The organism is Streptomyces sp. NPDC024698, assembly GCF_055559015.1.
The window spans coordinates 194,520-219,729 of record NZ_JBVHLK010000002.1 but is presented as its reverse complement, the minus strand read 5'-3'; the positions used below and the strand labels follow the sequence as shown (position 1 = coordinate 219,729).

At 72.1% G+C, this 25,210-nt stretch carries 27 protein-coding genes; 17 read left to right on the top strand and 10 right to left on the bottom strand.

Features of this window, described 5'->3' with window-relative positions:
• Positions 1–104: 104 nt before the first annotated feature.
• Genes ACZ4AA_RS05445 through ACZ4AA_RS05430 form a run of 4 tightly spaced genes read left to right on the top strand, consistent with a single transcriptional unit; the run spans position 105 to position 3,662 of the window.
• Positions 105–1,085 (top strand): ABC transporter ATP-binding protein, encoded by a 981-nt coding sequence (locus ACZ4AA_RS05445; RefSeq protein ID WP_467595739.1) that lies wholly within the window; start codon positions 105–107, stop codon positions 1,083–1,085.
• The gene (locus ACZ4AA_RS05440; RefSeq protein WP_467595736.1) at positions 1,082–1,822 is read left to right on the top strand and encodes an ABC transporter permease; all 741 of its coding nucleotides are present in this window, start codon (positions 1,082–1,084) and stop codon (positions 1,820–1,822) included. The genes ACZ4AA_RS05445 and ACZ4AA_RS05440 overlap by 4 nt, the downstream gene beginning before the upstream one ends.
• A 5-nt stretch (positions 1,823–1,827) precedes the next feature.
• Positions 1,828–3,051, top strand: a complete 1,224-nt coding sequence (locus ACZ4AA_RS05435) for a sensor histidine kinase (protein WP_467597052.1) — start codon at positions 1,828–1,830, stop codon at positions 3,049–3,051.
• On the top strand, positions 3,048–3,662 hold the full coding sequence (locus ACZ4AA_RS05430) for a response regulator transcription factor (protein ID WP_467595732.1): 615 nt from the start codon (positions 3,048–3,050) through the stop codon (positions 3,660–3,662). The genes ACZ4AA_RS05435 and ACZ4AA_RS05430 overlap by 4 nt, the downstream gene beginning before the upstream one ends.
• Positions 3,663–3,683: 21 nt before the next feature.
• Here ACZ4AA_RS05430 and ACZ4AA_RS05425 read toward each other — a convergent pair whose 3' ends face one another.
• A complete protein-coding gene (locus ACZ4AA_RS05425; RefSeq protein WP_467595728.1) occupies positions 3,684–4,535 on the bottom strand; it encodes a transglutaminase family protein in 852 nt (283 codons plus the stop codon).
• A gap of 17 nt (positions 4,536–4,552) precedes the next feature.
• Positions 4,553–5,653 (bottom strand): GNAT family N-acetyltransferase, encoded by a 1,101-nt coding sequence (locus ACZ4AA_RS05420; RefSeq protein ID WP_467595725.1) that lies wholly within the window; start codon positions 5,651–5,653, stop codon positions 4,553–4,555.
• A gap of 140 nt (positions 5,654–5,793) precedes the next feature.
• Between ACZ4AA_RS05420 and fdxA the strand changes: the two genes are divergently transcribed.
• Complete coding sequence (fdxA, locus tag ACZ4AA_RS05415; RefSeq protein ID WP_019058397.1) at positions 5,794–6,114, top strand: ferredoxin; 321 nt, start codon at positions 5,794–5,796, stop codon at positions 6,112–6,114.
• A gap of 179 nt (positions 6,115–6,293) precedes the next feature.
• Positions 6,294–7,388, top strand: coding sequence for a bifunctional succinyldiaminopimelate transaminase/glutamate-prephenate aminotransferase (locus ACZ4AA_RS05410; RefSeq protein ID WP_467595718.1), 1,095 nt, complete (start codon positions 6,294–6,296; stop codon positions 7,386–7,388).
• Between the two features lie 174 nt (positions 7,389–7,562).
• Here the strand turns inward: ACZ4AA_RS05410 and ACZ4AA_RS05405 are convergent, their stop codons facing one another.
• Together ACZ4AA_RS05405 and ACZ4AA_RS05400 are read right to left on the bottom strand one after the other, a co-directional pair.
• The gene (locus ACZ4AA_RS05405) at positions 7,563–7,997 is read right to left on the bottom strand and encodes an ATP-binding protein (RefSeq protein WP_467595716.1); all 435 of its coding nucleotides are present in this window, start codon (positions 7,995–7,997) and stop codon (positions 7,563–7,565) included.
• A gap of 302 nt (positions 7,998–8,299) precedes the next feature.
• Entirely contained in the window at positions 8,300–9,343 is a 1,044-nt protein-coding gene (locus ACZ4AA_RS05400; RefSeq protein WP_467595712.1) for a heavy metal transporter, read from the bottom strand.
• 128 nt (positions 9,344–9,471) lie between these two features.
• Between ACZ4AA_RS05400 and dapE the strand changes: the two genes are divergently transcribed.
• Both dapE and ACZ4AA_RS05390 read left to right on the top strand, forming a co-directional pair.
• Entirely contained in the window at positions 9,472–10,551 is a 1,080-nt protein-coding gene (gene dapE / locus ACZ4AA_RS05395; protein WP_467595709.1) for a succinyl-diaminopimelate desuccinylase, read from the top strand.
• 148 nt (positions 10,552–10,699) lie between these two features.
• On the top strand, positions 10,700–11,458 hold the full coding sequence (locus ACZ4AA_RS05390; protein ID WP_467595706.1) for an LOG family protein: 759 nt from the start codon (positions 10,700–10,702) through the stop codon (positions 11,456–11,458).
• A gap of 65 nt (positions 11,459–11,523) precedes the next feature.
• Here ACZ4AA_RS05390 and folP read toward each other — a convergent pair whose 3' ends face one another.
• On the bottom strand, positions 11,524–12,384 hold the full coding sequence (folP, locus tag ACZ4AA_RS05385) for a dihydropteroate synthase (protein ID WP_467595702.1): 861 nt from the start codon (positions 12,382–12,384) through the stop codon (positions 11,524–11,526).
• Positions 12,385–12,556: 172 nt separating this feature from the next.
• On the opposite strand from folP, the gene ACZ4AA_RS05380 reads away from it, so the two are divergent.
• Positions 12,557–12,907: a DivIVA domain-containing protein gene (locus tag ACZ4AA_RS05380; protein ID WP_467595700.1), complete on the top strand. Its 351-nt coding sequence runs from the start codon at positions 12,557–12,559 to the stop codon at positions 12,905–12,907.
• Positions 12,904–13,485: a DNA-3-methyladenine glycosylase I gene (locus tag ACZ4AA_RS05375; RefSeq protein ID WP_467595696.1), complete on the top strand. Its 582-nt coding sequence runs from the start codon at positions 12,904–12,906 to the stop codon at positions 13,483–13,485. The genes ACZ4AA_RS05380 and ACZ4AA_RS05375 overlap by 4 nt, the downstream gene beginning before the upstream one ends.
• 75 nt (positions 13,486–13,560) lie before the next feature.
• On the opposite strand, the gene chcB is transcribed toward ACZ4AA_RS05375, so the two are convergent.
• Positions 13,561–14,364 carry a 2-cyclohexenylcarbonyl CoA isomerase gene (gene chcB / locus ACZ4AA_RS05370; protein ID WP_467595692.1) on the bottom strand — a complete coding sequence of 268 codons (804 nt, stop codon included), beginning with the start codon at positions 14,362–14,364 and terminating at the stop codon, positions 13,561–13,563.
• A gap of 364 nt (positions 14,365–14,728) precedes the next feature.
• Between chcB and ACZ4AA_RS05365 the strand changes: the two genes are divergently transcribed.
• A complete protein-coding gene (locus ACZ4AA_RS05365; RefSeq protein WP_003966491.1) occupies positions 14,729–14,896 on the top strand; it encodes a DUF3117 domain-containing protein in 168 nt (55 codons plus the stop codon).
• A 188-nt stretch (positions 14,897–15,084) separates the two neighbouring features.
• Here the strand turns inward: ACZ4AA_RS05365 and ACZ4AA_RS05360 are convergent, their stop codons facing one another.
• Positions 15,085–15,786 carry an O-methyltransferase gene (locus ACZ4AA_RS05360; protein WP_467597049.1) on the bottom strand — a complete coding sequence of 234 codons (702 nt, stop codon included), beginning with the start codon at positions 15,784–15,786 and terminating at the stop codon, positions 15,085–15,087.
• A gap of 227 nt (positions 15,787–16,013) precedes the next feature.
• Between ACZ4AA_RS05360 and sigE the strand changes: the two genes are divergently transcribed.
• The 5 genes from sigE (at position 16,014) to ACZ4AA_RS05335 (ending at position 20,998) form a co-directional block, all read left to right on the top strand.
• A complete protein-coding gene (sigE, locus tag ACZ4AA_RS05355) occupies positions 16,014–16,712 on the top strand; it encodes an RNA polymerase sigma factor SigE (RefSeq protein WP_339131287.1) in 699 nt (232 codons plus the stop codon).
• Entirely contained in the window at positions 16,709–17,641 is a 933-nt protein-coding gene (locus ACZ4AA_RS05350; RefSeq protein ID WP_467595689.1) for an anti-sigma factor family protein, read from the top strand. Before sigE ends, ACZ4AA_RS05350 begins: the two co-directional genes overlap by 4 nt.
• 139 nt (positions 17,642–17,780) lie before the next feature.
• On the top strand, positions 17,781–19,331 hold the full coding sequence (locus tag ACZ4AA_RS05345; protein WP_467595685.1) for a S1C family serine protease: 1,551 nt from the start codon (positions 17,781–17,783) through the stop codon (positions 19,329–19,331).
• 222 nt (positions 19,332–19,553) lie between these two features.
• Positions 19,554–19,997, top strand: a complete 444-nt coding sequence (locus ACZ4AA_RS05340; RefSeq protein WP_467595680.1) for a sec-independent translocase — start codon at positions 19,554–19,556, stop codon at positions 19,995–19,997.
• A gap of 341 nt (positions 19,998–20,338) precedes the next feature.
• Positions 20,339–20,998, top strand: a complete 660-nt coding sequence (locus ACZ4AA_RS05335; RefSeq protein WP_467595677.1) for a hypothetical protein — start codon at positions 20,339–20,341, stop codon at positions 20,996–20,998.
• Positions 20,999–21,152: 154 nt separating this feature from the next.
• Here ACZ4AA_RS05335 and ACZ4AA_RS05330 read toward each other — a convergent pair whose 3' ends face one another.
• Genes ACZ4AA_RS05330 through ACZ4AA_RS05320 form a run of 3 tightly spaced genes read right to left on the bottom strand, consistent with a single transcriptional unit; the run spans position 21,153 to position 24,254 of the window.
• Positions 21,153–22,286, bottom strand: a complete 1,134-nt coding sequence (locus ACZ4AA_RS05330) for an Mrp/NBP35 family ATP-binding protein (protein ID WP_467595674.1) — start codon at positions 22,284–22,286, stop codon at positions 21,153–21,155.
• Positions 22,287–22,330: 44 nt separating this feature from the next.
• Complete coding sequence (locus tag ACZ4AA_RS05325) at positions 22,331–22,927, bottom strand: DUF1003 domain-containing protein (protein WP_467595670.1); 597 nt, start codon at positions 22,925–22,927, stop codon at positions 22,331–22,333.
• A complete protein-coding gene (locus ACZ4AA_RS05320) occupies positions 22,917–24,254 on the bottom strand; it encodes a magnesium transporter MgtE N-terminal domain-containing protein (RefSeq protein ID WP_467595666.1) in 1,338 nt (445 codons plus the stop codon). The genes ACZ4AA_RS05325 and ACZ4AA_RS05320 overlap by 11 nt, the downstream gene beginning before the upstream one ends.
• Before the next feature lie 187 nt (positions 24,255–24,441).
• Between ACZ4AA_RS05320 and ACZ4AA_RS05315 the strand changes: the two genes are divergently transcribed.
• Positions 24,442–25,200 carry a hypothetical protein gene (locus ACZ4AA_RS05315; protein WP_467595663.1) on the top strand — a complete coding sequence of 253 codons (759 nt, stop codon included), beginning with the start codon at positions 24,442–24,444 and terminating at the stop codon, positions 25,198–25,200.
• The last annotated feature ends 10 nt before the right edge of the window (positions 25,201–25,210 follow it).

The following is a 25,210-nucleotide window of genomic DNA, read 5'->3' as shown; positions in this document are numbered from 1 at the left end:
CTCCTGCCGTGCCCGACCGGGATCGCAGACATGACATCTGTCATCCGCGACCCAGGACGCACCGCACTGCCGCGGACTCCCCCCTCTCCTCCACGATGGACGACATGACAACGACAGCGGCGACCGCCACCACATCGGTGGTCCGGTTCGAATCGGTGACCAAGAGCTACGGGAACGTCCGGGCCGTGGACGGGCTGACACTCGACCTCCACCCCGGCGAGACCGTCGCCCTCCTCGGCCCCAACGGCGCGGGCAAGTCGACCACCCTGGACCTGCTGCTCGGCCTCAAGAACGCCGACAGCGGAACGGTCCGGGTGTTCGGCACCGGCCCGCGCGAGGCGATCGTCGCCGGCCGGGTGGGCGCCATGCTCCAGAGCGGCGGCCTGATGGACGAGGTCACCGTCGGCGAACTGGTCAGGCTCGCCTGCGACCTGCACCCGAGGCCGTACCGCCCCGGTGAGGTCCTCGCCCGCGCGGGCATCGCCCAGATCGCCGACCGCAAGGTCAACAAGCTCTCCGGCGGCCAGGCACAGCGGGTCCGCTTCGCCCTCGCCACGGCCGGCGACAGCGACCTGATCGTCCTCGACGAACCCACCACCGGTATGGACGTCTCCGCCCGGCAGGCCTTCTGGGCCACCATGCGTGAACAGGCCGACCAGGGCCGTACCGTCCTGTTCGCCACGCATTACCTGGAGGAGGCCGACGCCATCGCGGACCGCGTGCTCGTCCTGCACCGCGGACGGCTGCTGGCCGACGGCACCGCCGCCGAGATCAAGGCCAAGGCCGGAGCGCGCCGCGTCTCCTTCGACCTTGAGGGCGTGATCGACGAGGCCCCGCTGCGCGCGCTGCCGTTCCTCACCTCGGTCGACGTTTCGGGCCAGACCGTCCGCATCCAGTCCTCCGACGCGGACGCGACCGTCCACGCGCTCTACGGACTCGGCGTCTACCCGCGCAACCTCGAAGTCGCCGGGCTCGGGCTCGAGCAAGCCTTCGTCGCCATCACCGAGGCCGAAGAGGCCACGCTCACCGCTGCCGGGGCCGCAGAGGCCACCCGCACCGCCGCCGAGGAGGCCGCGTCCAAGTGAACAGTCTCATCAAGCTGGAGATCACCCGCGCCCTGCGCAACCGGAAGTTCCTGTTCTTCTCGGTGATCTACCCCTCGGCCCTGTTCCTGCTGATCGCGGGCAGCGCCGACGACCACACCAAGGTGCCCGGCACCGGCCTGACCCTGCCGACCTTCTTCATGGTCTCCATGGCCTCCTTCGGCGCCCTGACCGCCGTCCTGATGGGCAACAGCGAGCGCATCGCCAAGGAGCGGGAGAGCGGCTGGGTACGGCAGTTGAGGCTCACCCCGCTGCCCGGCCGCGGCTATGTGTTCGCCAAGACGGCCAGCGCCGCCGTGATCAGCCTGCCGTCGATCGTCATCGTCTTCGTGGTCGCCGCGGCGGTGAAGAACGTACGCCTGGACGTCTGGCAGTGGTTCGCGCTCACCGGTGTGATCTGGGCGGGCAGCCTGGTCTTCGCCGCGCTCGGCGTCGCCATCGGCTACCTCGCCAGCGGGGACGCGGTACGGCCCATCACGATGATCGTCTACTTCGGTCTGTCGATGCTCGGCGGTCTGTGGATGCCGACGACGACGTTCCCCGACTGGCTCCAGGACATAGCCAAGTGGCTTCCCACGCACGCGTACGCTGCGCTGGGGCAGGCCATCGAACTGGGGAACGCCCCGCACGCGAAGGACATCGCCATCCTCGCCGTGTCCTTCGCCCTCTTCGCGGGCGGCGCGGCCTGGCTGTACCGGAAGGACACGCTGAAGGCGTGAACGCCATGACGGAAGACCCGCTGCCCGACGCGGCCCGCACGGACCGGATCGTGAAGTTGGGGGAGTCCCCGCGCAACCTCCGCGAGGCCCTGCGCAAGTCGGCGTGGATCGTCATCTGGCTGGTGTTCCTCAGCTCGCCGGTCCACGACCTCGCCTCGGGCGCTCACACACCCGCGGCCACAGCGGCCGGCTGGGCGGGCCTCGCGGCCTTCGTCGCGGTCTATCTGACGCTGGTCTTCCGGCACATGGGCAAGGCCTTCACGGGCACCCTGGCCGTCACGCTCATGGTCGTCGCCCTCGGCGCGCTGGCCGTCGTCCTGTGCCTGACGCTCGGCGCGCCCTGGCTCGGCCTGTTCGTGTACGTCTCGGTCGCCTGCGGCACGACGTTCCCACTGCGGGTCTCCTACTGGACGATCCCGCTGACCGCCGTCGTGATGCTGCTCGTCGGCCTGCACGGCGGCGAGGACGACGCCCGCAACCTCGTCCTGCTCGTCGTCCTCATCGGCTTCGCGATGACCGGCGTGCGCCAGCTCGTACGGACGACGGTGGAGCTGCGCAAGGCGCGGGCCACCGTCGCCCAGCTCGCCGCGAACGAGGAGCGCCTGCGGCTCGCCCGCGACCTGCACGACCTGCTCGGCCACTCGCTCTCGCTGATCACGCTGAAGAGCGAGCTGGCCGGGCGGATGCTCCCCGACCACCCCGACAAGGCGGCCCAGCAGGTCGCCGACATCGAACAGGTCAGCCGCCAGGCCCTGGTCGACGTGCGCGAGGCGGTCACCGGCTACCGCAGGCCCCGGCTGGCCGGTGAACTCGCGGGCGTCCAGGTGGCGTTGACCGCCGCCGACATGGTCGCCGATCTCCCTGTCGAACCCGACCTCGACGGCGTCCCCGAGGAGACCGAGTCCGCGCTGGCCTGGGCGCTGCGCGAGGCGGTCACCAATGTCGTACGGCACAGCGGCGCCCGGCGCTGCACGGTGGAACTCGTCCGCCGCCAGACCCTGGACGGCCCCGTGCTCGAACTCTCGGTGGAGGACGACGGTTCCGGCGGCACCTCGGGCGCGGCCCCCGGCAACGGTCTGACCGGCCTGACCGAACGCCTGGAGAAGGCGGGCGGATCGATGGAGGCGGGCCGGGTGCGGCGCGGATTCCGGCTGGTGGCACGGGCGCCCTTGGAGGGCGGCCGGACCCCGGCGGGCACGGCGGAGGACCCCGTAGGATCCGGTGCATGAGCCGCACGATCAAGGTCCTGCTCGCCGAGGACCAGTCGATGGTCCGCGAGGCGCTGGCCGCACTGCTGGGACTTGAACCGGACATCGAGGTGGTCGCCCAGGTGGCCCGCGGCGACGAGGTGCTGGCCGCGGCCCGCGCCCACGACGTGGACGTGGCGCTCCTCGACATCGAGATGCCCGGCATGACGGGCATAGAGGCGGCGGCCGAGGTCCACAAGGAGCTCCCGGGCATCAAGCTGCTCGTCCTCACCACCTTCGGCCGCCCCGGGTATCTGCGCAGCGCCATGGAGTCCGGCGCCGACGCCTTCCTGGTCAAGGACGCCCCGGCCGCCCAACTCGCCGCGGCCGTGCGCAAGGTGCTGGCCGGAGAGCGGGTCATCGACCCCACCCTGGCGGCGGCCGCGCTGGCCGAGGGCGCCAACCCCCTGACCGACCGCGAACGCGAGGTCCTGCGCACCGCGGCCGACGGCTCCACCAACGCCGAACTGGCCAAGGCACTCCACCTCTCCCAGGGCACGGTCCGCAACTACCTCTCGACCGCGATCCAGAAACTGGCCGCGCGCAACCGGGCGGAGGCGGTACGGATCGCGCGGGAGAAGGGGTGGCTGTGAGCGGTGGAACCGGCCGGTGCCTCAGTTGAGCATCGCCCGTGCCGCGTGGGCCTGGCGGCGGATCCGGGACGCGGACGGTTCGTCGACCGCCGCCACCACGTCCGCGTAGGCGTCGAGTTCGGCCGCGCCGGTCAGGAAGTCCCCTCGCTGGACGAGGAGTTGAGCCCGCTCATGGCGCAGCCGCGCCGGATGCGAGGGCAGCAGCAGGGAGAGTTCCACCGACCACAGGGCCACGTCGGAGCGTTCGGGCCGCGCGGCGGCCCAGGCCCGGATGTTGTTCAGGACGCGCAGCACGACGTCCAGCGGGTCGGCGGGGGAGAGCATCGACGCGTCGAGCGGGGCGCCGGTCGCGCCCGCGACGAGGAGCTGCGCGTCGGGACCGGTCAGCACGCGCCCGCCGTCGAAGGGATCGGCGAGCACCTGCCGCTCGGGCGGGCCGAAGCCCACCACGAAGTGACCGGGCAGCGCGACCCCGTGGACCGGGGCCCCGGCCCGCCGCGCGACCTCGATCCACAGCACCGACAGCAGGATGGGCAGCCCGCGCCGCCGGCGCAGCACCGCGTGCAGCAGCGAGGACTCCAGCCGCTGGTAGTCGCCAGGTGAGCCCCGGAATCCGTGGCGCCCGCCGAGGAGGTCGGCCAGGGCGGTCGCCCACGGCAGGGGGCCGCCCGGACGGAAGGGCAGCCGGCCCGCCAGTTCGTCCAGCAGGATCTGCGCCGCGTCCATCCCGGCGTCGTCCAGCGTCGCGTCCGCCGCGGCGCCCACCAGCAGGCACAGCTCCGCCAGGTCGGGCCGCTCGGCCCGCGCCTGGTCGGCGAACCGCCGCCGTACCTCGTCGGCCCGTTCCTGCTGCGGTGGCTGGGGGGAACGCATACCTGGCTCGTGCCCCGTCACGTCGATCGATACGGCTCGACGCCCGCACCGGTGTCGCCGGGCGCGCCGCCCGTCCCCGGCGAGGCCTCCGTGGTGGCGCTTCCCCGGCCGGCCTCCGTGGCCGGTCCGGACGGCCACCGGTAGTGGTGGTACGCGTGATGCGGGGCGAAGCCCGTCCGGGCGTACAGCGCCCGTGCCCCGGTGTTGTCCGTCTCGACCTGGAGCCAGGCCGCCGAGGCTCCCTCCTCCAGGGCCCGGCCCGCCAGCGCGGCCATGACGGCGGTGGCCAGGCCCCTGCGGCGCAGAACCGGGTCGACCTCCACGGCGGCGAAACCGGCCCAGCGGCCGTCCACCACGCACCGCCCGATCGCCGCGGGAGCCGCGCCCGGCTCGCCGGGAACCGTCGCGAACCACACCGAGGGACCGCCGCTCAGCACCCTCAGGGCCGTCTCTCCGACGCCCTTGCGCTGGTAGCGGCCGAGCCACGCCTCGTCCGCCGTCCGGGAGAGCTGCACTCCTGGGGCCTCCCGGTCCGCGAGGGGCGCGAGCGCGCCGGTCCACAGCTCGGCGCTCACCTCGCGCGTCCAGCCGCGTTCCTCCAGCTCGGCGCAGAGCACTTCCTGGGTGCCCTCGGCGCCGGTGGCGGTCTGGACGTAGGCGGGCAGGCCGCGGGCCGCGTACCAGTCCCGTACGTAGGTCAGGGCCTCGTCGAGCGGCATGTCCGGGCCGGCCAGCGGCAGCACGGAGTTGGCGCGCCGCGTGAACCCGCCCGCCGCCCGCAGCTCCCAGCCGCCGAGCCGCTCGCTCTCCACCGGAGGCCAGGCCCGCGCGGCGACACGCGCGAGCTCCTCGTAGGACGCCGCGGGGCCGCGCCGCCGTGCGGGCGCGGCCGGTACGACCTTGGCCGCTACCAGGGAGGATTCCTCGATCCGGACGCGTTCTCCGGTCCTGCGTGTGATCAGCAGCACACCGTTGTCCCATGATGTGAGAACACCGACCGTATCGGTGAACTTCTCCACCATGTCTCCATTGTCGGTCAGGCGGCGCACCGAGACGCGTTTCCCCACGTCAGCAGCCGTGACGCGGACCTCCAGGCGGCCGGCGGCGGAGAATTCCACAGGTCAGTTCACCCCTCCTGTTCGGATCGTGCCCAAGAACGGAGATACTAGGGGCGGGCATCGACGAGCCGCGCTCCCGCGCGCCAGGCGGCGGAGCCTACGACAGGCCCGCCAGCGCCCTATCGAGGAGGAACGACAGCGTGACCTACGTCATCGCGCAGCCTTGTGTCGACGTCAAGGACAAGGCGTGCATCGAGGAGTGCCCGGTCGACTGCATCTACGAGGGCTCCCGGTCCTTGTACATCCACCCGGACGAATGCGTCGACTGCGGAGCCTGTGAGCCGGTGTGCCCGGTCGAGGCGATCTTCTACGAGGACGACACTCCTGAGGAGTGGAAGGACTACTACAAGGCGAACGTCGAGTTCTTCGACGAGCTCGGCTCGCCCGGCGGTGCCAGCAAGCTCGGGCTGATCGAGCGCGACCACCCCTTCGTCGCCGCGCTGCCGCCGCAGAACCAGTAGACGGCCCGCTGGGGTCCCACCCAGTGCAAGCCGGCGGAACGTCGCCCCGGTCCCGTACGGCCTGATCCTTCCGGTCGCTGTACGGGACCGAGGCGTTTGCCGTGCCGACGCGCGGCTTCCGTGCAGCAGCCCGTACCCGTGCGTACGGGGCGTCCGTACGAGAAAGTGAGCCTGATCCCGTGTCCGCAGTCTCCGACCGGCTTCCCGTCTTCCCCTGGGACAAGCTGGAGCCCTACAAGGCGACGGCCGCCGCTCACCCGGGCGGCATCGTCGACCTGTCCGTCGGCACCCCGGTCGACCCGGTGCCCGAGCTGATCCAGAAGGCCCTGGTCGCGGCCGCGGACTCGCCCGGCTATCCCACGGTGTGGGGCACGCCCGAGCTGAGGGACGCGCTCACGGGCTGGGTGGAACGGCGGCTCGGGGCGCGGGACGTCACCCACCGCCACGTCCTGCCGGTCGTCGGCTCCAAGGAACTGGTCGCCTGGCTGCCGACCCAGCTCGGCCTCGGCCCCGGTGACAAGGTCGCCCACCCGCGCCTGGCCTACCCGACGTACGAGGTCGGCGCGCGGCTCGCGCGGGCCGAGCACGTGGTCTACGACGACCCGACCGAGCTGGACCCGGCGGGTCTGAAGCTGCTGTGGCTGAACTCCCCGTCGAACCCGACCGGCCGGGTCCTGTCCGCCGCGGAGCTCACCCGGATCGTCGCCTGGGCCCGTGAGCACGGCATCCTCGTCTTCGCCGACGAGTGCTACATCGAGCTGGGCTGGGAGGCCGACCCGGTCTCGGTGCTGCACCCGGACGTGTGCGGCGGCTCCTACGAGGGGATCGTCTCGGTCCACTCGCTGTCCAAGCGCTCGAACCTGGCCGGCTATCGCGCGGCCTTCCTCGCGGGCGACCCCGCGGTGCTCGGTGAGCTCCTCGCGATCCGCAAGCACGGCGGCATGATGACCTCCGCGCCGACCCAGGCGGCCGTGGTCGCCGCCCTCTCGGACGACACCCACGTCCGCGAACAGCGCGAGCGCTACGCGGCCCGCCGCACCACCCTGCGCGACGCCCTGCTGGACCACGGATTCCGTATCGAGCACAGCGAGGCGAGCCTGTACCTCTGGGCGACCCGGGACGAGTCCTGCTGGTCCACGGTGGCCCACCTGGCCGAGCTGGGCATCCTGGTGGCCCCCGGCGACTTCTACGGCGAGGCGGGCGAGCGGTTCGTCCGCGTGGCCCTCACCGCCTCGGACGAGCGGGTGGCGGCGGCGGTGGAACGCCTGCGGTAACCCACGACGACGAGAACGGGGGTCCGGGGAAGCGAGTTCCCCGGACCCCCGTTCTCGTATGAGCGCGGCCCGTATGAGCGCGGTCCGTATGGGCGCGGCCCCTGTGAGCGCGGCCCGTACGAGTGCTGCTGTACGAACGCGGCCTGGCGCGAGCCGAACGGCGGGCGGCGGGTCCTAGCCCAGCGGCAGGCCCTTCAGCGGCAGCCGGCTCGTGGGCAGCCCGCCCTTGGTGACGGCGTCCGTGGGCAGGCCGCCGCCGGACGCGGTCTTCGTGGTGGCCCCGAGGAGGCCTCCGGCCTGCCCGGTCGCGTCCCCGGCCACCTTCCGCGCGGCGGGCGTGGCCTTCTTGGCGACCTTGGCGCCGGTCGGGACGGCCTTCTTGACCGCGTCGCCGCCGGACTTGCCCGCGATCCCGGCGACGTCGTGCGTCGCCCCGTCGACGGTGTTGCTGACGTTCGCGCCGTCCAGGGCGGTCAGCCCGCCGAGACCGGGGGTGACCGGCAGGTCGGTGGCCGCGCAGGCGGAGCCGGCCGCGCCGACCACGGGCGCCGCTCCGGCCGCGACGAGCAGCGCGACACGGGCGATCCGGCGGGTCAGGGAGAGGGACATGGTGCTCCTTTGACGGAAGGGAACGGGGAAGCGCCCTGCCTACCGCTCGAAGCCCGCGAAGGTTGCGGTGGCCCGCCGCAAAGAGTTGGTAATGCGTCGCATTATCGGTTGTGGATAAAAACGGGCAAACAATACCCGGCCAAAGGGGTCTCGGAATCGCCACGGCCCTTTGTTCCCAAGAGTTTTCGCGGGCCCTGGAGTGAGGCCCCGAAGGCCTGTGGTCCGCCGGTCCGCGGGGGTCCGCGTCCTCCCCAGGGGTGAGTCCCCGCACTCCTGCCCGGTCACACTCCTGCCGGGTCGCGCTACTGCCCGGTCACGATGCTGACCTCGGCCGCGGCCTCCTCGGTCCCCGGGCCGCTCTTGTCGTCGGCCGTGCGCCACGAACCCTCCGCGGTGCCCGCGGTCCACTCGCGCCCCGCGTACGACACGCGGTCGATGTGCAGGGCCGAGGAGTTGGCCACGGCCCAGTGCGCCAGCTCCCAGCCGCGGCGCAGCGTCCCGGTCCCGGCCCCGGTGGCGGAGCCGCCCTCGCGCACGGGGACGGTCACGGTCCGGTCGGCCTCCGTGGCGGCGGGGGCTGTGGGGGAGGCGGACGAGACCGTGGCCGCCGGGGAATCCGAGGTGCGCGGTGCCGGAGCCGCCGAGGAACCCGCGGCGGCGTCCACGGTGGCGCCCGCCTCCTGGAGCACATCACGCCCGAAGTCCCGCGCGAGCGCGGCGCGCACCGGCGCCGGGCCGCCCGCCGGAGTGGTCGCGGCCGGCCGGCCCTGGCAGGTCAGCGTGGCCGCCGCGCGGCCGGTCAGGGCGGCGGCGAGCAGGGTGGCGTCCGGCTCGTGCTTCGCGTACGCCTGCGGGAAGCCGCTGTGCTGCACCCGCTGCGCGGCGACGGTGAGCGGCAGCCGCGAGTACCCGGGCACCTTGGCCAGGTGTTCGTAGAAGACACCCGCCGCGTACGTCGGGTCCATGATCTGCTTCTCGGTGCCCCAGCCCTGCGACGGACGCTGCTGGAACAGACCGAGCGAGTCCCGGTCGCCGTGCTGGATGTTGCGCAGCCCCGACTCCTGGAGCGCCGTCGCGAGGGCGATGGCCACTGCCCGCTCGGGCATCCCTCGGGAGGTGCCGACCGCGGAGATCGTGGCCGCGTTCACCGCCTGCTCGGGGGTGAACTCGTACGACGCGCCGTCGCCGTTGCCGGAGACGACCTTGCACCGCGGCGCGCCCACGCCGCCCGTGAGGTACTGCACGCCGAGGTAGCCCGCGACCGCGAGCAGGACCACGAGGGCCCCGCCGTAACGCAGGAGGCGACGGCGGCGTCGCCGGACAGGAGTGGGGGACGGCTCAGACACGCGTACAAGGTACTGGAGAGCGCTGCGGGCCGATCCTGGGGTGTGGACAACACGAGCGCGGCCCGGTGGATAAGACCGCATCCGGCTGCTTTCGATACCTCCGAACGGTGCGCGCTAGGGTCGACGCCATGGCCGACACCCCGCTTGACCTCACCCTCGACGCAGCCGAGCTCACCGCGCGGCTGGTCGACTTCCGCTCGGAGAGCGGCACCGAGAAGCCCCTCGCGGACGCCGTCGAGACGGCCCTGCGCGCCCTGCCGCATCTGACGGTCGACCGGTACGGCAACAACGTCGTGGCGCGCACGAACCTGGGCCGCGCCGAGCGGGTCGTCCTGGCCGGTCACATCGACACCGTGCCGATCGCCGGCAACGTGCCCTCCCGCCTCGACGAGAACGGCGTCCTGTGGGGCTGCGGCACCTGCGACATGAAATCGGGCGTCGCCGTCCAGCTCCGTATCGCGGCCACCGTCCCGGAGCCCAACCGGGACCTCACCTTCGTCTTCTACGACAACGAAGAGGTCGCGGCCGACCTCAACGGTCTGAAGCACGTGTCCGAGGCCCACCCCGACTGGCTGCGGGGCGACTTCGCGGTCCTCCTGGAGCCCTCCGACGGACAGGTCGAGGGCGGCTGCCAGGGCACGCTACGGGTGCTGCTGAAGACCAAGGGCGAGCGTGCGCACTCCGCCCGCGGCTGGATGGGCTCGAACGCGATCCACGCGGCCTCCCCGATCCTCGCCGCGCTCGCCGCCTACGAGCCGCGCCACCCGGTGATCGACGGTCTGGAGTACCGCGAGGGCCTGAACGCGGTGAACATCTCGGGCGGGGTCGCCGGGAACGTCATCCCCGACGAGTGCGTCGTCACCGTCAACTTCCGCTACGCGCCCAACCGCTCCGGGCAGGAGGCGATCGAGCACGTCCGCGAGGTCTTCGCGGACTGCGGTGTCGAGGAGTTCGTGATCGACGACCACAGCGGTGCCGCCCTCCCCGGCCTGTCCCACCCGGCCGCCGCCGCCTTCATCGAGGCGGTCGGGGGCACCCCGCAGCCCAAGTACGGCTGGACGGACGTCTCCCGTTTCAGCAGTCTGGGCGTCCCGGCGGTCAACTACGGCCCCGGCAATCCCCACCTGGCGCACAAGCGGGACGAGCGCGTGGAAACGGCCAAGATCCTCGCGGGCGAGGAACGGCTGCGCGCCTGGCTCACCGCCTGAGGCGGACCGTGTACCCGTCGGCTGTCCACGGCGGACATGCCGACGTCCCCCCGCCGTAACCAGCGGAGATCTACGCTGGGGCGGAACGACCTTCCCCCGCACCGGTTTCGGCCGGGGCGGGGGAGATCCGTACGCGGAGGGAGTGGACATGGCTACTGGCAACCCGGAGGGCAAGAAGCGGCCACCGGACGAGCAGCGGCTGGGCCCGGTGCTGCGCAGGCGGAACCAGGTGCAGGCGAGCACCACGGACCAGCGGCTGCTGGACGCGGGAGGCCCCTCGGACTGGGTGCACACCGATCCCTGGCGTGTGCTGCGCATCCAGTCGGAGTTCATCGAAGGCTTCGGGACGCTGGCCGAACTCCCGGCCGCGATCAGTGTGTTCGGCTCGGCGCGGACGCCGGTCGACTCGCCCGAGTACGAGGCGGGTGTCGCCCTCGGCCGGGGGCTGGTCGACGCGGGATTCGCGGTGATCACCGGCGGTGGGCCCGGTGCCATGGAGGCCGCCAACAAGGGCGCCCTGGAGGCGAAGGGCATCTCCGTCGGCCTCGGCATCGAGCTCCCCTTCGAGCAGGGGCTGAACCCGTACGTCGACATCGGCCTGAACTTCCGCTACTTCTTCGTCCGGAAGATGATGTTCGTCAAGTACGCGCAGGGCTTCGTGGTCCTGCCCGGCGGTCTCGGCACCCTGGACGAGTTCTTCGAGGCGCTCACCCTGGTCCAGACGCAGAAGGTGACCCGCTTCCCCATCGTGCTGTTCGGCACGGAGTACTGGGGCGGCCTCGTGGACTGGCTCAGGAACACCATCGTCGCCCAGGGCAAGGCGGCGGAGAAGGACCTGATGCTGTTCCACGTGACCGACGACGTGGACGAAGCGGTGGCACTGGTGTCGAAGGAGGCCGGCCGCTAGGTCGTGTCCGTAGGCGTAGGCGGGTGCGGGGGTACCGGTACGGCCGTACCCCCGCACACCGTCCGTTACGCCAGCCCGCGCCGGGCCACCGCCGGCGGCCGGTGGCCGGCGATCGACGCCACCATGTCCAGCACCTGACGGGTCTCGGCGACCTCGTGGACGCGGTACACCTGCGCCCCGAGCCACGCCGACACCGCGGTCGTCGCCAGCGTTCCGACGACCCTCTCCTTGACCGGCTTGTCGAGCGTCTCGCCCACGAAGTCCTTGTTGGACAGGGAGACGAGGACCGGCCACCCGGTGGAGACCATCTCCCCGAGCCGCCGGGTCGCCTCCAGGCTGTGCCGGGTGTTCTTCCCGAAGTCGTGCCCCGGATCGATGAGCACCGACTCGCGGGGCACCCCGAGGGCGACCGCGCGCTCGGCGAGGCCCAGTGTGACCCGCAGGATGTCGGCCATCACGTCGTCGTAGGCGACCCGGTGCGGGCGCGTGCGCGGCTCGGACTCCCCGGCGTGGGTGCACACGAGCCCGACCCGGTACCGGGCGGCCACCTCCGCCAGCCGCGGATCGACCCCGCCCCAGGCGTCGTTGAGCAGGTCGGCCCCGGCCTCGCAGACCGCCTCGCCGACCTCGTGACGCCAGGTGTCGACGCTGATGATCACATCGGGGAAGCGGCGGCGCACCTCGGCGACGAAGCCGACCGTCCGGCGCGCCTCCTCCTCGGCGGTGACCTCCTCGCCCGGTCCGGCCTTGACCCCGCCGATGTCGATGATCGCGGCTCCCTCGGACACCGCCTGCTCCACGCGCGCGAGGGCGGGCTCGTCGCGGAACGTGGCCCCCTGGTCGTAGAAGGAGTCCGGGGTCCGGTTCACGATCGCCATGATCACCGGCTCGTGCGCCTCGAATTCGCGCCTGCCCAGCCTGAGCATCCCCTGTGACCTCTCCCAGTAAGTCGCACCGATAAGCCGCCTGCGACCTTAACTGTCAGACTCGCATGGCACGATCGGAGCCTGACACTTCCAGCGTCAGACTGCCTTCGTCAGCACCAGTACTTCCGCGCCGACGCGACCGCGCCGGCACCAGAGCGTGGGGACCTCAGCGATGTTCATGTTCTTGTTCCTGGTCGTCGCCCTCGCCGTCGTGGTCGCCGCGGTGACCCTGTCCGTGGTGGGCGGCGGCGAGAGCACGCCCCTTCCCGACGCCGGACCCGAGCGGCTGCGTGATCCGCTGCCGTACGACCGTCCGGTGCACAAGGGTGACGTGGACGCCCTGCGTTTCGCCGTCACCGTGCGCGGCTACCGCATGGTGGACGTCGACGACGCGCTCGGCCGGCTGGGCGCCGAGATCGGCGAGCGGGACGCCCGGATCGCCGACCTGGAGTCCGCTCTCGCGGGCGCCCGCGCGGCGGGAGCCACCACCTCGCTGCGCAAGCACACCGAGGGCGAGCAGTGAGCGAGGCGCTGGCCGGACCCGACGGCGTCCTGCGCTGCCCCTGGGCGCTGTCCGCCGAGGACTACGTGGCGTACCACGACGAGGAGTGGGGCCGGGCGGTCCACGGCGACGACGCCCTCTATGAGCGGCTGTGCCTGGAGGCCTTCCAGTCCGGGCTCTCCTGGATCACGATCCTGCGCCGCCGCGCCGGTTTCCGCGCGGCCTTCGCCGACTTCGAGATCGCCAAGGTCGCGGCCTACACGGAGGCCGACGAGGAACGGCTGCTCGCCGATGCCGGGATCATCCGCAACGGCGCCAAGATCCGGGCGACCGTCGCCAACGCGCGCGTGCTGGCCGAGTGGGCCCCGGGTGAGCTGGACGAGCTCATCTGGTCCTTCGCCCCCGACGCGGCCACCCGTCCGGCCCCCGCGAAGCTTTCCGACGTACCGGCCGTCACCGACGAGTCGACCGCGCTGTCCAGGGCGCTCAAGAAACGCGGCATCCGCTTCGTGGGCCCGACGACGGCGTACGCCCTGATGCAGGCCTGCGGCCTGGTCAACGACCACCTGGCGGACTGCGCGGCGCGCCACGAGGCATGACCGGGGCGCCCCTTTCGGGAGCGAAGACCGTTCGCGCGGGCCGGGTGCGGCCCGCGCGGGACGGCCCCCGGACGGTCAGCGCCCCAGGTACTTGGGCTTCTCCTTGTTCACGAACGCCTGCACCGCGATGCTGTGGTCCTCGGACGCCCCGGCCAGCCCCTGGAGCTCGTCCTCCCGCTCCAGGGTCTCCTCCAGCGAGTGGGTGAGCCCGAAGGCGACGGCCTTCTTCAGCGAGGCGTACGCCAGCGTCGGCCCGGACGCCAGCGCCCGCGCCACCTTCTCGGCCTCGGCCCGCAGCTCACCGGCCGGAACCAGCCGGTTGGCGATGCCCAGCTCGTACGCCTCCTGGGCGCTGATGCTGCGCGGGAAGAGCAGCAGATCCATGGCACGGCTCGGGCCGATCACCCGGGGCAGCGTCCAGGAGATCCCCGAGTCGGCGGTCAGCGCGACACCGGCGAAGGACGTGTTGAAGGCGGCGGTGTCGGCGACGACGCGATAGTCGGCCGCCAGCGCGAACCCGAATCCGGCTCCGGCCGCCACGCCGTTGACCCCGGCCACCACCGGCTTCGCCGCGCCGGTCAGCGCCCGCACGATGGGGTTGTAGTGCTCGCGCACGGTCCGCATCGTCCCGCCCGACCCCGACTCCCGGTCGGCGGCCAGCAGCCCGATGTGCTCCTTGAGGTCCTGGCCCACGCAGAACGCCCGGTCTCCGGCCGCGGTCAGCAGGATCGCCCGTACGGCGTCGTCGTCGGCGGCGGCCTGTGCCGCGTCCCGGAGAGCGACCTTGGTCTCGACGTTCATCGCGTTCATCGCCTCGGGGCGGTTGAGCGTGATCGTCGCGAGTCCGTCGCTCACCTCGTAGAGCACGGTGTCGGCCATGTGGGGTCCCTTCCGGGGTCGCGGCTCGTCGTACCCGTCCGGTACGTCCTGTGTCCGATGACAGCATGGCGGAGATCACCGTCGGTGGCGCGGTGCTTACATGTGACCTGCATCAAAGAATTCCGGCCCGTGGAAGTCGATGCGGCGGCGAAGTATCGCAGTCACATCGCCGAATTGGGTGGTTTTGCTCAAGCGCGTTGCGCAAGCGATGCCGACTGATGTTGGTCATCGGGTCCTGAGATGCGAGATAATGGCCTGGAAGCAATGTGTTCGATGCCGGTGACGTGTGTCCTATGAGGGGACGTGCGTGCCCTCGGAGGGGGCCGTCGGCGACGATGAGCTGGTTTCAGGAAGGGGAACGAGCATGGCGGCCATGAAGCCGCGGACGGGCGATGGCCCGCTCGAGGTGACCAAGGAGGGGCGGGGCATCGTCATGCGCGTTCCGCTCGAAGGCGGCGGGCGGCTCGTCGTCGAGCTGACCCCTGACGAGGCCGACGCGCTCGGCGACGCCCTCAAGAAGGTCGTCGGCTGACGCGGAACGCGACCCTTACCTCTTCGGCTTCCCCGGCACCGTACCTGGTGCCGGGGAAGTTGTGCTTTCCGGCGCACACGACCACGGCGCCGCCCTCCGGGCAGCAGTCGACGAGGGTATATATCCAGGTCAGAGACGTGTGACGTGAAACGGCCGACCGCGGGAGCCGGCGGTGGGCGGGCTCGCGGTCAGCGTTTGACGGCACACAGCAGGCCGTCGCCCACCGGCAGCAGCGACGGCACCAGCTCCTGGCTCTCCCGCACCGCGCGCAGCAGTTCGCGCAGCCGGCTCACCTCGACCGGCTGCGGTCCCGAGTCCACGGTGCGGCCGTCCGCGAAGACGCCCTCGAAGGCGACGAGCCCGCCCGGACGCAGCAGGCGCAACGATTCAGCGAGGTAGTCCAGACTCTCCAGCCGGTCGCCGTCGCAGAACACGAGGTCGTATCCGGCGTCCGCGAGCCGGGGCAGGACCTCCAGCGCGCGACCCGGGATGAACCGCGCGCGATTGCTGGCGAAACCGGCGGCGCGGAAGGCCTGGCGGGCGAACTGCTGACGCTCGGGCTCCGGATCGACCGTGGTCAGTACCCCGTCCGGCCGCATGCCGTGCAGAAGATGAATTCCCGAGACACCGGTCCCGGTGCCTATCTCGGCGACCGCCTTCGCGTCCACGGTGGCGGCGAGAAGACGCAGCGCGGCGCCCGTGCCGGGCGTCACCGAGCGCAGGCCGGCCTCGTGAGCCCGGTCCCGGGCCCACCGCAGCGCCTCGTCCTCGGCGACAAAGGCGTCGGCGAACGCCGCCCAGCTCGTCTGCCGGTTGCCGGTAATGACCCACTCCTGTCCCCGTGATTGCCTGGGCGTGACTGTATCCGTTGGTGCCGGGAACCTGCGGATGGGACCGGGCGTTTAAGGGGATGGGAGATCCGAGCGGGGGGAAGACGATGAGCCGGTACACGGAGCGGGGCCGGGGACGGACGTCGGCGCACCCATATGAGCCCGTATCAAATTCGCGTAAAACCGCTTATCCGGAGCTAACGGGCGAGGTGGCTATGGTAGGGGCTCCACTGGACACCACCAGAGCCGACAGGGGAGGTGCGGCTGCGCCTGTGGATCGGGGAGGAGTGCTGCGGCGCCTGCTCAGATCGACCGGTGAGCCGAAATCCGTGACCGACAACGCTGACCAGCTCCCCGTTGCTGCCCCGGCGCAGACCGCGACGTTCACCACCGACGCGGAGTCGCAGGCGTGGACTCCCCCGACGTGGGAGGAGATCGTCAGCACGCACAGCGGTCGCGTCTACCGTCTCGCCTACCGCCTCACGGGCAACCAGCACGACGCGGAGGACCTCACCCAGGAGGTCTTCGTCCGCGTCTTCCGCTCGCTGTCCACCTACACGCCCGGCACCTTCGAGGGCTGGCTGCACCGCATCACCACGAACCTCTTCCTCGACATGGTGCGGCGCAAGCAGCGCATCCGCTTCGACGCCCTCGGCGACGACGCGGCCGAGCGCCTGCCCAGTCGTGAGCCCTCCCCGCAGCAGGTCTTCAACGACGCGCACTTCGACGCCGACGTCCAGCAGGCGCTGGACACCCTCGCGCCCGAGTTCCGCGCCGCCGTCGTCCTGTGCGACATCGAGGGACTGTCCTACGAGGAGATCGCCGCGACGCTGGGCGTCAAGCTCGGCACGGTCCGCTCCCGGATCCACCGCGGCCGCTCCCAGCTGCGCAAGGCCCTGGCACACCGGTCTCCCGAGGCCCGCGCCGAGCGTCGCTCGTTCGCGGCCCGTGTGCCCGTGCTGGGGGGAGGAGGCGCGACCGCGTGAGTGGAACCCGTCCCACCCCTGCCGAGCAGCACCTCGGGGACCGACTCTCCGCCCTGGTGGACGGAGAGCTCGGCCATGAGTCGCGCGACCGCGTCCTGGCCCACCTCGCCACCTGCGCGAAGTGCAAGGCCGAGGCCGACGCCCAGCGCCGACTGAAGAACGTCTTCGCGGAGATGGCACCGCCGCCGCCCTCCGAGAGCTTCCTCGCCCGCCTCCAGGGACTCCCCGGGGGAGGCGACTCCGGCAGCCCCCGGCTGAACGGAGGCAGCTTCGGCGGCGGACTGTCCGGCGGTTCCGCCGGCACCGGACTGCCCGGTGTCTTCGGAACGCGCGGCGAACCTTTCGGCTACGTTCCGGCCGGACCGCACGCCGGCGTGCTGCCCCCCGACGCGGGGCGCGGCTTCCGTATCCATGACGTCAGCCGCCACGAGGCGGAGCGGTCCGCCTCGCGCGGGCTGCGGTTCGCCTTCGTCGCCGCGGGCGCGGTGTCCCTCGCGGCCGTCGCGCTCGGCGGGGTGACCACCGGCATGCCCGGGGACACGGACGCGCGCGGCTCCGGGAGCAATGTGACACCGTCCCGGACCCAGGGCACGGGAGCGACCTCGGCACCCGAGTCGCAGCGCCGCCGATCCACCGGGCCCCTGCTCGCCCAGGGCGAGCGGTCCCTCGGCAACGGTCCGGTGGCACCGACGAGCGTGTCCGCCCCACTGCTGCCCGGAGTCCCCCCTCCGGCGGGCCGCGGCCAGGACGCCGTGCACACGCTGACGACCCCGGTGGTCGCCGGCGCCGCCGCGATGTCCCCGCTGATACGCCCGCTCACCGACACCGAGCCGCTCGCGCTCACCCCGCATCCGGGGCTGCTCGCCGCCCCCGCCGTCACACCGACGCCCACGTCGTCCCCGTCCCCCACCCCGCGGGACGTTCACTGACGCCACCCTCTGCGCCGCGGCCCGCGAACCTGGTTGAATCCGGGGTGGGCCGCGTCCGCGGGAGGGTTCACGGACGCGGAGTCGACCAGTCTGTGGTGGCCGTCGGCGAGCTGTGCCGCGGGCCAGGTGTGGGGAGAGCATGAACGAGGGCAGGCCCACGAAGGCGAAGTGGTGGAGTCGACCCCGGCCCGCGGGCACGGGCGCGGACGTACCGGCGCATCCGACGGAACCGGACTCCACGCCGGATTCCCCGCACCTCGCCGCCCTGCCCCCGCCCCGCTCACCGGAACAGGGACCGGAACCGGAGTCCTCCGGGTCCCCGGAGCCGATATCCCCCATATCCGAGCTCCTGGCCGAAGCCGAAGCCGAAGCCGACGCCGACGCTTCCGTCCCGACCGCGTCCGCCGGGCCGGCCCACCCGGCCGAGTCCGCCGAGCCCGTCGAGGACGAGGTCCCCGATCCCTGGCGGAACTACGACCCCTGGGCCACGCCCGGATCCGCGCGGCAGGACGACCGGCTCCTTCGGAGCGGACCCTTCCAGCAGAACGGCGCCGCCGTGCCCACCGCGGCGCAGCGGCGCGGCAGGGCGCGCAGGACCCTGGTGCTCGGTGCCGTCGCGCTCGCGCTGGTGTCCGGGGGCGTGGGCGGCGCCGTGGGGTCGTATCTGGAACGGAACGGGGGGCTGACGGACATCGAGCTGCCGCAGGCCGCCAAGGAGGCCCCGGGGCGCGCCCCGGACAGCGTCGCCGGGATCGCCGCGCAGGCCCTGCCCAGCGTGGTCACGCTGCATGTGCACGGCAGCGAGGAGGACGGCACCGGCACCGGGTTCGTGCTCGACGGCGAGGGACACATCCTCACCAACAACCATGTGATCCAGCCCGCCGGCGGCAGCGGCACGATCACCGTGACGTTCAGCGGCGGTCAGACCGCGAAGGCCCGGGTCGTCGGACACGACAGCGGCTACGACCTCGCCGTCGTCAAGGTCTCGGGAGTCCACGGCCTGGCCCCGATGCCGCTCGGCAACTCCGACAGCGTCCAGGTCGGCGACCCCGTCGTCGCCATCGGCGCGCCCTTCGACCTGGCCAACACGGTCACCTCCGGGATCATCAGCGCCAAGGAGCGGCCCATCACGGCGGGCGGCGAGAACGGCGACGGCTCCGACGTCTCGTACGTGGACGCCCTCCAGACGGACGCGCCGATCAACCCCGGCAACTCGGGCGGGCCCCTGCTCGACTCCCGGGCCCGTGTCATCGGCATCAACAGCGCCATCCGGTCCGCCGACAGCGGCTCCGACCTGGAGACCGGCCAGGCCGGTTCCATCGGGCTCGGCTTCGCCATCCCGGTCAACCAGGCCAAGCGCGTCGCCGAGGAGCTCATCAACACGGGCCGGGCCACCCACCCCGTGATCGGTGTCACGCTCGACATGAACTACGCGGGCGACGGAGCCCGGGTCGGTGCCAAGGCCGCCGGCGGCGGTCCCGCCGTCGCGGCCGGGGGGCCCGGCGCGAAGGCGGGCATCAGGCCCGGCGACGTGATCACCGGGGTCGACGGCACACGGGTCCACTCCGGCGAGGAACTCATCGTCAGGACCCGCGCCCACCGGCCCGGCGACCGCCTCAGGCTGACCGTGCGGCGGGGTCGCGCGGACCGGACGATCACCCTGGTCCTCGGTTCGGCGGACGGCGACTGAGAGCCGCGGGCACCGGGGCCCGCGAGTGACACGAACCTCACAGTCGAGCACGACGTCGCAGCTCCGGACGGCAAACATCATGGAAAACCCTCGGTGCACACGAAGCCGGAAGCCCCTGGACAGTTCCGGACGGACAGGTACGCCGGGTACCGTTGGACTCGGCCCGGACCACGGAAGACTTCCCGAGGGCCGAGGACCGAGAGCATCGCGAGGAGCTACCAGGTGTTCAATGACGTAGGACCGCTTGAGCTGGTGACGCTCGTCGTCCTTGCCGTGCTCGTGTTCGGTCCCGACAAGCTCCCGAAGCTGATCCAGGACGTGTCCCGCACGATCCGCAAGATCCGCGAGTTCTCGGACAGCGCGAAGGCGGACATCCGTGACGAACTCGGTCCGGAGTTCAAGGACTTCGAGTTCGAGGATCTCAACCCCAAGACGTTCATACGCAAGCAGCTGGACAACGACGAGCTGGGGCTCAAGGAGATCCGCAACGGCTTCGACCTGAAGAAGGAGATGGCCGAGGTCACGGACGCGGTGCACAGCCGTGAGGCCGAGTCCTCCTCCGCCGGGTCCGCCACGGGCACGACGGGCGGCTCCGTCGACATGACGAAGAAGCGCGAGAAGCTCGACGCCGACGAGCACCCGCCCTACGACGCCGACGCCACCTGATCCCTGCGGCGCCGACGCCACCTGATGCGCAGCACGACGTCGGGGCACCTGTGATGTGTACGACGTCGGCACGCCTGATCCGTAGACCGTGCTCCGGTCCGTACACCGTCATCTGATCCGAACGGCGTACCGGGGCGCGGTCCTTCGCGACCGGGCCCGTCGACCGGCCCCGATCGGGCCCCGCGCGGTCCGAATACGCCGTTCGTGCGCCTTACGCGCCGGTCGCTTTCACCGCTGCTCGGAGCGGGGTGGCTATGCTGCCCAGTTGTTGTGCGGACCGGCAAGGACGCCCGAGGGGGGCGGGCCCTCCGGTCCGACGAGAGCGAGGAGGCGTCCGGCAGATGGAGACGACAAGTCGGGTAGGCGCGCAGGCGCCGGCCGCGGAGGGCGGGCAGCAGCTCCCTTCCGCCCGGCGTACGGTCGACGGCTACCTGCTGGCGCCCTTCCCCTGGTACGGCCTCGACGAGGCCTTCACGGGACCGCGCTGGCTGATGCAGGTGGGCACCTCCGCGGACGGAATGGTCGAGCACGGTTCCGTCGGACACGGGGACGAGCCCTCGGTGCGCCCCGAGCCGGGCGAGGACAAGGAACGGTTCGCGGTGGTGGTCACCGTCGCCGCCAGCCCCGTACGGCGCAGCGCGGACGGCACGGGACTGCTGGAGGCCACCTCGGTGTCCTCGGCGGCGTGGCTGGCCGGTGTGGGGCTGCTGTCCTTCACCTGGCCCGGCCAGATGGACCACACCCTGCGCGACGACTGGCTGGACCAGCAGACCGAGACCGCGTGGGTGCTGGCCGACGACCTCGACGGCGAGGACTGGTCCACCCTGTCCCTGCCGGTGGACGGCGTCCCCACGCTGTTCCACTACCGCGAGTCCGAGTTCGGCTGGGTCCTGGCGGGTTCCACCCAGGAGGGCGTCCACCTGGGGGCGTACGGACGCGGGATGAGCGCGTACGGGCTCGGCTTCGCCGTGGTCAAGGACATCGCGGCATACGCCGTGTAGGGCCCTGGCGGCCGATGGGAGGCCCCGGGACCGCCGACGGGACCCGGGGCGCCACCGCGAGCCCCTGACAGCCGCTACGAGGAAGGGGGCGCCGTCCGCACGGACGGCGCCCCCTTCCTCGTCTTCGTCGGGTCGGACCCGGCCCGGCTCCGACCTAGAACTTGTTGCGCGGGGTGATCCCCAGCGACATGCCCGACAGACCGCGCTGACGGCCGCCCAGCTTGCCCGCGATGGCGCGCAGCGCCGAACCGGCGGGGGAGTCGGGGTCGGTCAGGACGACCGGCTTGCCCTCGTCGCCGCCCTCGCGCAGGCGGACGTCGATCGGGATGGAGCCGAGGACCGGGACGGTCGCGCCGGTCGTGCGGGTCAGGCCGTCGGCCACCGACTGGCCGCCACCGGTGCCGAAGACGTCGACCATCTCGTCGCAGTGCGGGCAGGGCAGCCCCGACATGTTCTCGACGACGCCCACGATCTTCTGGTGGGTCTGCACGGCGATGGAGCCGGCCCGCTCCGCCACCTCGGCCGCCGCCTGCTGCGGGGTCGTGACGACCAGGATCTCGGCGTTCGGGACGAGCTGGGCGACGGAGATCGCGATGTCGCCCGTGCCCGGCGGCAGGTCCAGGAGCAGGACGTCCAGGTCGCCCCAGTACACGTCCGCCAGAAACTGCTGGAGGGCGCGGTGGAGCATCGGGCCGCGCCAGACGACCGGCGCGTTGCCCGGGGTGAACATGCCGATGGAGATGACCTTCACGCCGTGCGCGGACGGCGGCATGATCATGTTCTCGACCTGGGTCGGCTTGCCGTCCGCGCCGAGCATGCGCGGCACCGAGTGGCCGTAGATGTCGGCGTCCACGACACCGACCTTGAGGCCGTCGGCGGCCATCGCGGCGGCCAGGTTCACGGTGACGGAGGACTTGCCGACGCCGCCCTTGCCGGAGGCGACCGCGTACACCCGGGTCAGCGAGCCGGGCTTGGCGAACGGGACCTCGCGCTCCGCGGTGCCCCCCTTCAGCGCGGTCGCCAGCTCACGGCGCTGTTCGTCGCTCATCACGTCGAGTTCGACCTCGACGGCGGTGACACCCTCGACCCGCCCGACCGCCTCCGTGACCCGCTGGGTGATCGTGTCGCGCATCGGGCAGCCGGAGACCGTCAGGTACACGGCGACCGCGACCACGCCATCCGCACCGATCTCCACCGATTTGACCATCCCCAGCTCGGTGATGGGTCGGTTGATCTCGGGGTCGTTCACCGTCGCCAGTGCTTCACGCACCGCGTCTTCCGTAGCCATAGGGACGATGGTACGGCGCTCCCCATGTGCCCCGGAAAGCCCCGTCACCGGTCGTCTACGTCACGTCCCTTCGACCGTTCCGCCGGGAATACGACCCGTCCGTCCCCGTGGCCGTCCGGGTGATGGTCCTCCAGCTCCTTGACCAGGTCCTGGAGCTCGTTGCGGATCCAGTCCCGGGTGGCGACCTCGCCGAGGCCCATCCGCAGCGCGGCGATCTCACGGGTGAGGTACTCGGTGTCGGCGATGGAGCGTTCGTTCTGCTTGCGGTCCTGTTCGAGGTTGACCCGGTCCCGGTCGTCCTGCCGGTTCTGCGCGAGCAGGATCAGCGGGGCGGCGTAGGAGGCCTGGAGCGACAGCATCAGGGTCAGGAAGATGAACGGGTAGTTGTCGAAGCGCAGGTCGTGCGGGGCGAAGATGTTCCACAGCACCCACACGATGATGACGACCGTCATCCAGACGATGAACCGTCCGGTGCCGAGGAAACGGGCGATGCGCTCCGAGAGCCGCCCGAAGGCCTCCGGATCCCACTCGGGCAGCAGTCTGTGGCGCGGCGGCTTCGGCTGGTCGAGCCGGGTGCGCGGACGGGAGGCCGCCGTCGCCCCCGTGGCGGCCCGCTCACGGGCCTCACGGTCAGGCGCCATGGCGTCCCTCGGGGTGTTCCTCGACGTGTTCCCCGTGGGTATCCGCGTGCATGCTCTCGTGCACGCCCTCGTCGAGGTGGAACTCCGTCTCCCGCCAGTCCTCGGGCAGCATGTGGTCCAGTACGTCGTCCACGGTCACCGCGCCGAGCAGCGAGCCGCTCTCGTCGACGACGGGCGCCGCGACCATGTCGTACGTCGCGAAGAACCCGGCGACCACCGGCAGCTCGTCCTCCGGGGCCAGCGGCTGGAGGTCGTCGTCGACGAGCGAGCCGACCAGGGTGGGAGGCGGATCGCGCAGCAGCCGCTGGAAGTGCACCGCCCCCAGGTACTTGCCCGTCGGCGTCTCGTCCGGCGGGCGGCACACGTACACCTGGGCGGCGAGCGCCGGGGAGAGGTCGGGGTTGCGGACCCGGGCCAGCGCGTCGGCGATGGTCGCGTCGGGCCGCAGCACGATGGGCTCGGTGGTCATCAGCCCGCCCGCCGTCCGCTCGGCGTACGCCATCAGCCGCCGGACGTCCGCCGCCTCGCCGGGCCGCATCAGCGTCAGCAGCCGCTCCACGTCCTCGGTGGGCAGCTCGGCCAGCAGGTCGGCCGCGTCGTCGGGGTCCATCGCCTCCAGGACGTCCGCCGCGCGCTCCTCCTTGAGCTTGCCGAGGATCTCGATCTGGTCGTCCTCGGGCAGTTCCTCCAGCACATCGGCGAGACGGTCGTCGTCGAGGGCGGCGGCCACCTCGCCGCGCCGCTTCGGCGACAGATGGTGCAGCACGTTGGCGAGGTCGGCGGGCCGCAGCTGCTCGAAGGTGGCGAGCAGGCTCTCCGCGCCCTGTCCGTGTTCCTCGAGCGAGAAGCCGGTGACCAGGGACCAGTCGACCGTCGTCGTCTCGCCCTTGGCACGCCGGAACGCGCCGCCCGCCCGCCCCTTGCGCACGAAGACCCGGCCGATCTCCCACTCCCTGCGGGCCGGCAACTGCTGGATCGACACGTCGAGGACCGTCACCTCCTCGCCCGTCTCGACGAGGGTCACGACCCGGTCCAGGAGCTCGCCGAAGACGAGCCGTTCGGTGGGCCGCTGCTCGAAGCGGCGCACGTTCAGGACGCCGGTCGTGATGACCTGGCCGGACTCGATGCCGGTCACCCGGGTCATGGGCAGGAAGATCCGGCGGCGCGTGGACAGTTCGACGACCAGGCCCAGCATGCGCGGCGGGCGCCGTCCCACGCGCAGCATGGCGACGAGGTCCCGCACACGCCCCACCTGGTCGCCGTTCGGGTCGAAGACGGCGACGCCGGACAGGTGCGAGACGAAGATCCGGGGGGCGGCTGCGGCCATGCCCGCGCCTCCTTCGCTTCGATATGTTCTGTGCCGGTCTGTCCGCTCGGGTGGGCTTCAGGCTAGCCCGTCCCGGTCGGCTCCGCCCTGGTGGGCGGTCCGGACGGACTGCCTCCGCCGGGCGGGTGCCGCACCGGTACGCTGCCGTACGCCGTTTGAGGACCGCGCACGAGAGGCAGCCCCACCTGTGACCGCACTTCCCCAGGGCCGTACCCGCAGAGCCGTGACGGTGGCCGCGACGTGCGCGCTGGCCGTCGCGGGGACGGCACTGACGGGCTGCGGCAGCGGGGACCCGGACGCGGGCACGAACGGGGTCGGCAAGCTCTCCGCCGCCGCCATCCAGGCGAGGGCGAGGACGGCGGCCGAGAAGGCGCCGGCCGTGCGGCTCTCCGGGACCGTCGTCTCGGGCGGCACCACGTACACCCTCGACATGCGCCTCAAGCCGGACGGCGGCACCGGCTCGGTCACCTCGAAGGGGGCCGGTTTCCATCTGCTGCGGGTCGGCCGGCACCTCTTCCTCAAGGCCGACGCCGGGTTCTGGGCCCACGAGGACGGCAAGAGCGGCGGCAAGGCGTCGGACACCGCGGCGGCGGACAAGCTGGAGGGCATGTACGTGAAGGTGCCGACCGGCGACCCCGCGTACAAGCGCTTCAGCGGCTTCACCGACAAGGACGTCCTGCTCGAAGGGCTGCTCGGGCTGCACGGCACCCTCGCCAAGGACGGCCACCACGAATCGTCCGGTGTCCGCACGATCCGCATCACCGGCGACAAGGGCTCCGGCGGCACCCTGGACGTCTCCCTCGAAGGCACCCCGTACCCGGTCCTGCTCGGGCGCGCGGGCAACGCCGGCAGCCTCCGCATGACCGACTGGGGCAAGGACTTCAAGCTGGCGGAGCCGTCGGCGAAGGACACGGTCGACTACGGGCAGCAGCTCCCCTCGTCGTAGCCCTGGCGGG

Coding starts and splice junctions, on each gene's coding strand:
- ACZ4AA_RS05445 (WP_467595739.1), top strand. CDS start 105: ATGACAACGACAGCGGCGACCGCCACCACATCGGTGGTCCGGTTCGAA.
- ACZ4AA_RS05435 (WP_467597052.1), top strand. CDS start 1,828: ATGACGGAAGACCCGCTGCCCGACGCGGCCCGCACGGACCGGATCGTG.
- ACZ4AA_RS05430 (WP_467595732.1), top strand. CDS start 3,048: ATGAGCCGCACGATCAAGGTCCTGCTCGCCGAGGACCAGTCGATGGTC.
- ACZ4AA_RS05425 (WP_467595728.1), bottom strand. CDS start 4,535: ATGCGTTCCCCCCAGCCACCGCAGCAGGAACGGGCCGACGAGGTACGG.
- ACZ4AA_RS05405 (WP_467595716.1), bottom strand. CDS start 7,997: ATGTCCCTCTCCCTGACCCGCCGGATCGCCCGTGTCGCGCTGCTCGTC.
- dapE (WP_467595709.1), top strand. CDS start 9,472: ATGGCCGACACCCCGCTTGACCTCACCCTCGACGCAGCCGAGCTCACC.
- ACZ4AA_RS05390 (WP_467595706.1), top strand. CDS start 10,700: ATGGCTACTGGCAACCCGGAGGGCAAGAAGCGGCCACCGGACGAGCAG.
- folP (WP_467595702.1), bottom strand. CDS start 12,384: ATGCTCAGGCTGGGCAGGCGCGAATTCGAGGCGCACGAGCCGGTGATC.
- ACZ4AA_RS05380 (WP_467595700.1), top strand. CDS start 12,557: ATGTTCATGTTCTTGTTCCTGGTCGTCGCCCTCGCCGTCGTGGTCGCC.
- chcB (WP_467595692.1), bottom strand. CDS start 14,364: ATGGCCGACACCGTGCTCTACGAGGTGAGCGACGGACTCGCGACGATC.
- ACZ4AA_RS05365 (WP_003966491.1), top strand. CDS start 14,729: ATGGCGGCCATGAAGCCGCGGACGGGCGATGGCCCGCTCGAGGTGACC.
- ACZ4AA_RS05345 (WP_467595685.1), top strand. CDS start 17,781: ATGAACGAGGGCAGGCCCACGAAGGCGAAGTGGTGGAGTCGACCCCGG.
- ACZ4AA_RS05335 (WP_467595677.1), top strand. CDS start 20,339: ATGGAGACGACAAGTCGGGTAGGCGCGCAGGCGCCGGCCGCGGAGGGC.
- ACZ4AA_RS05330 (WP_467595674.1), bottom strand. CDS start 22,286: ATGGCTACGGAAGACGCGGTGCGTGAAGCACTGGCGACGGTGAACGAC.
- ACZ4AA_RS05325 (WP_467595670.1), bottom strand. CDS start 22,927: ATGGCGCCTGACCGTGAGGCCCGTGAGCGGGCCGCCACGGGGGCGACG.
- ACZ4AA_RS05320 (WP_467595666.1), bottom strand. CDS start 24,254: ATGGCCGCAGCCGCCCCCCGGATCTTCGTCTCGCACCTGTCCGGCGTC.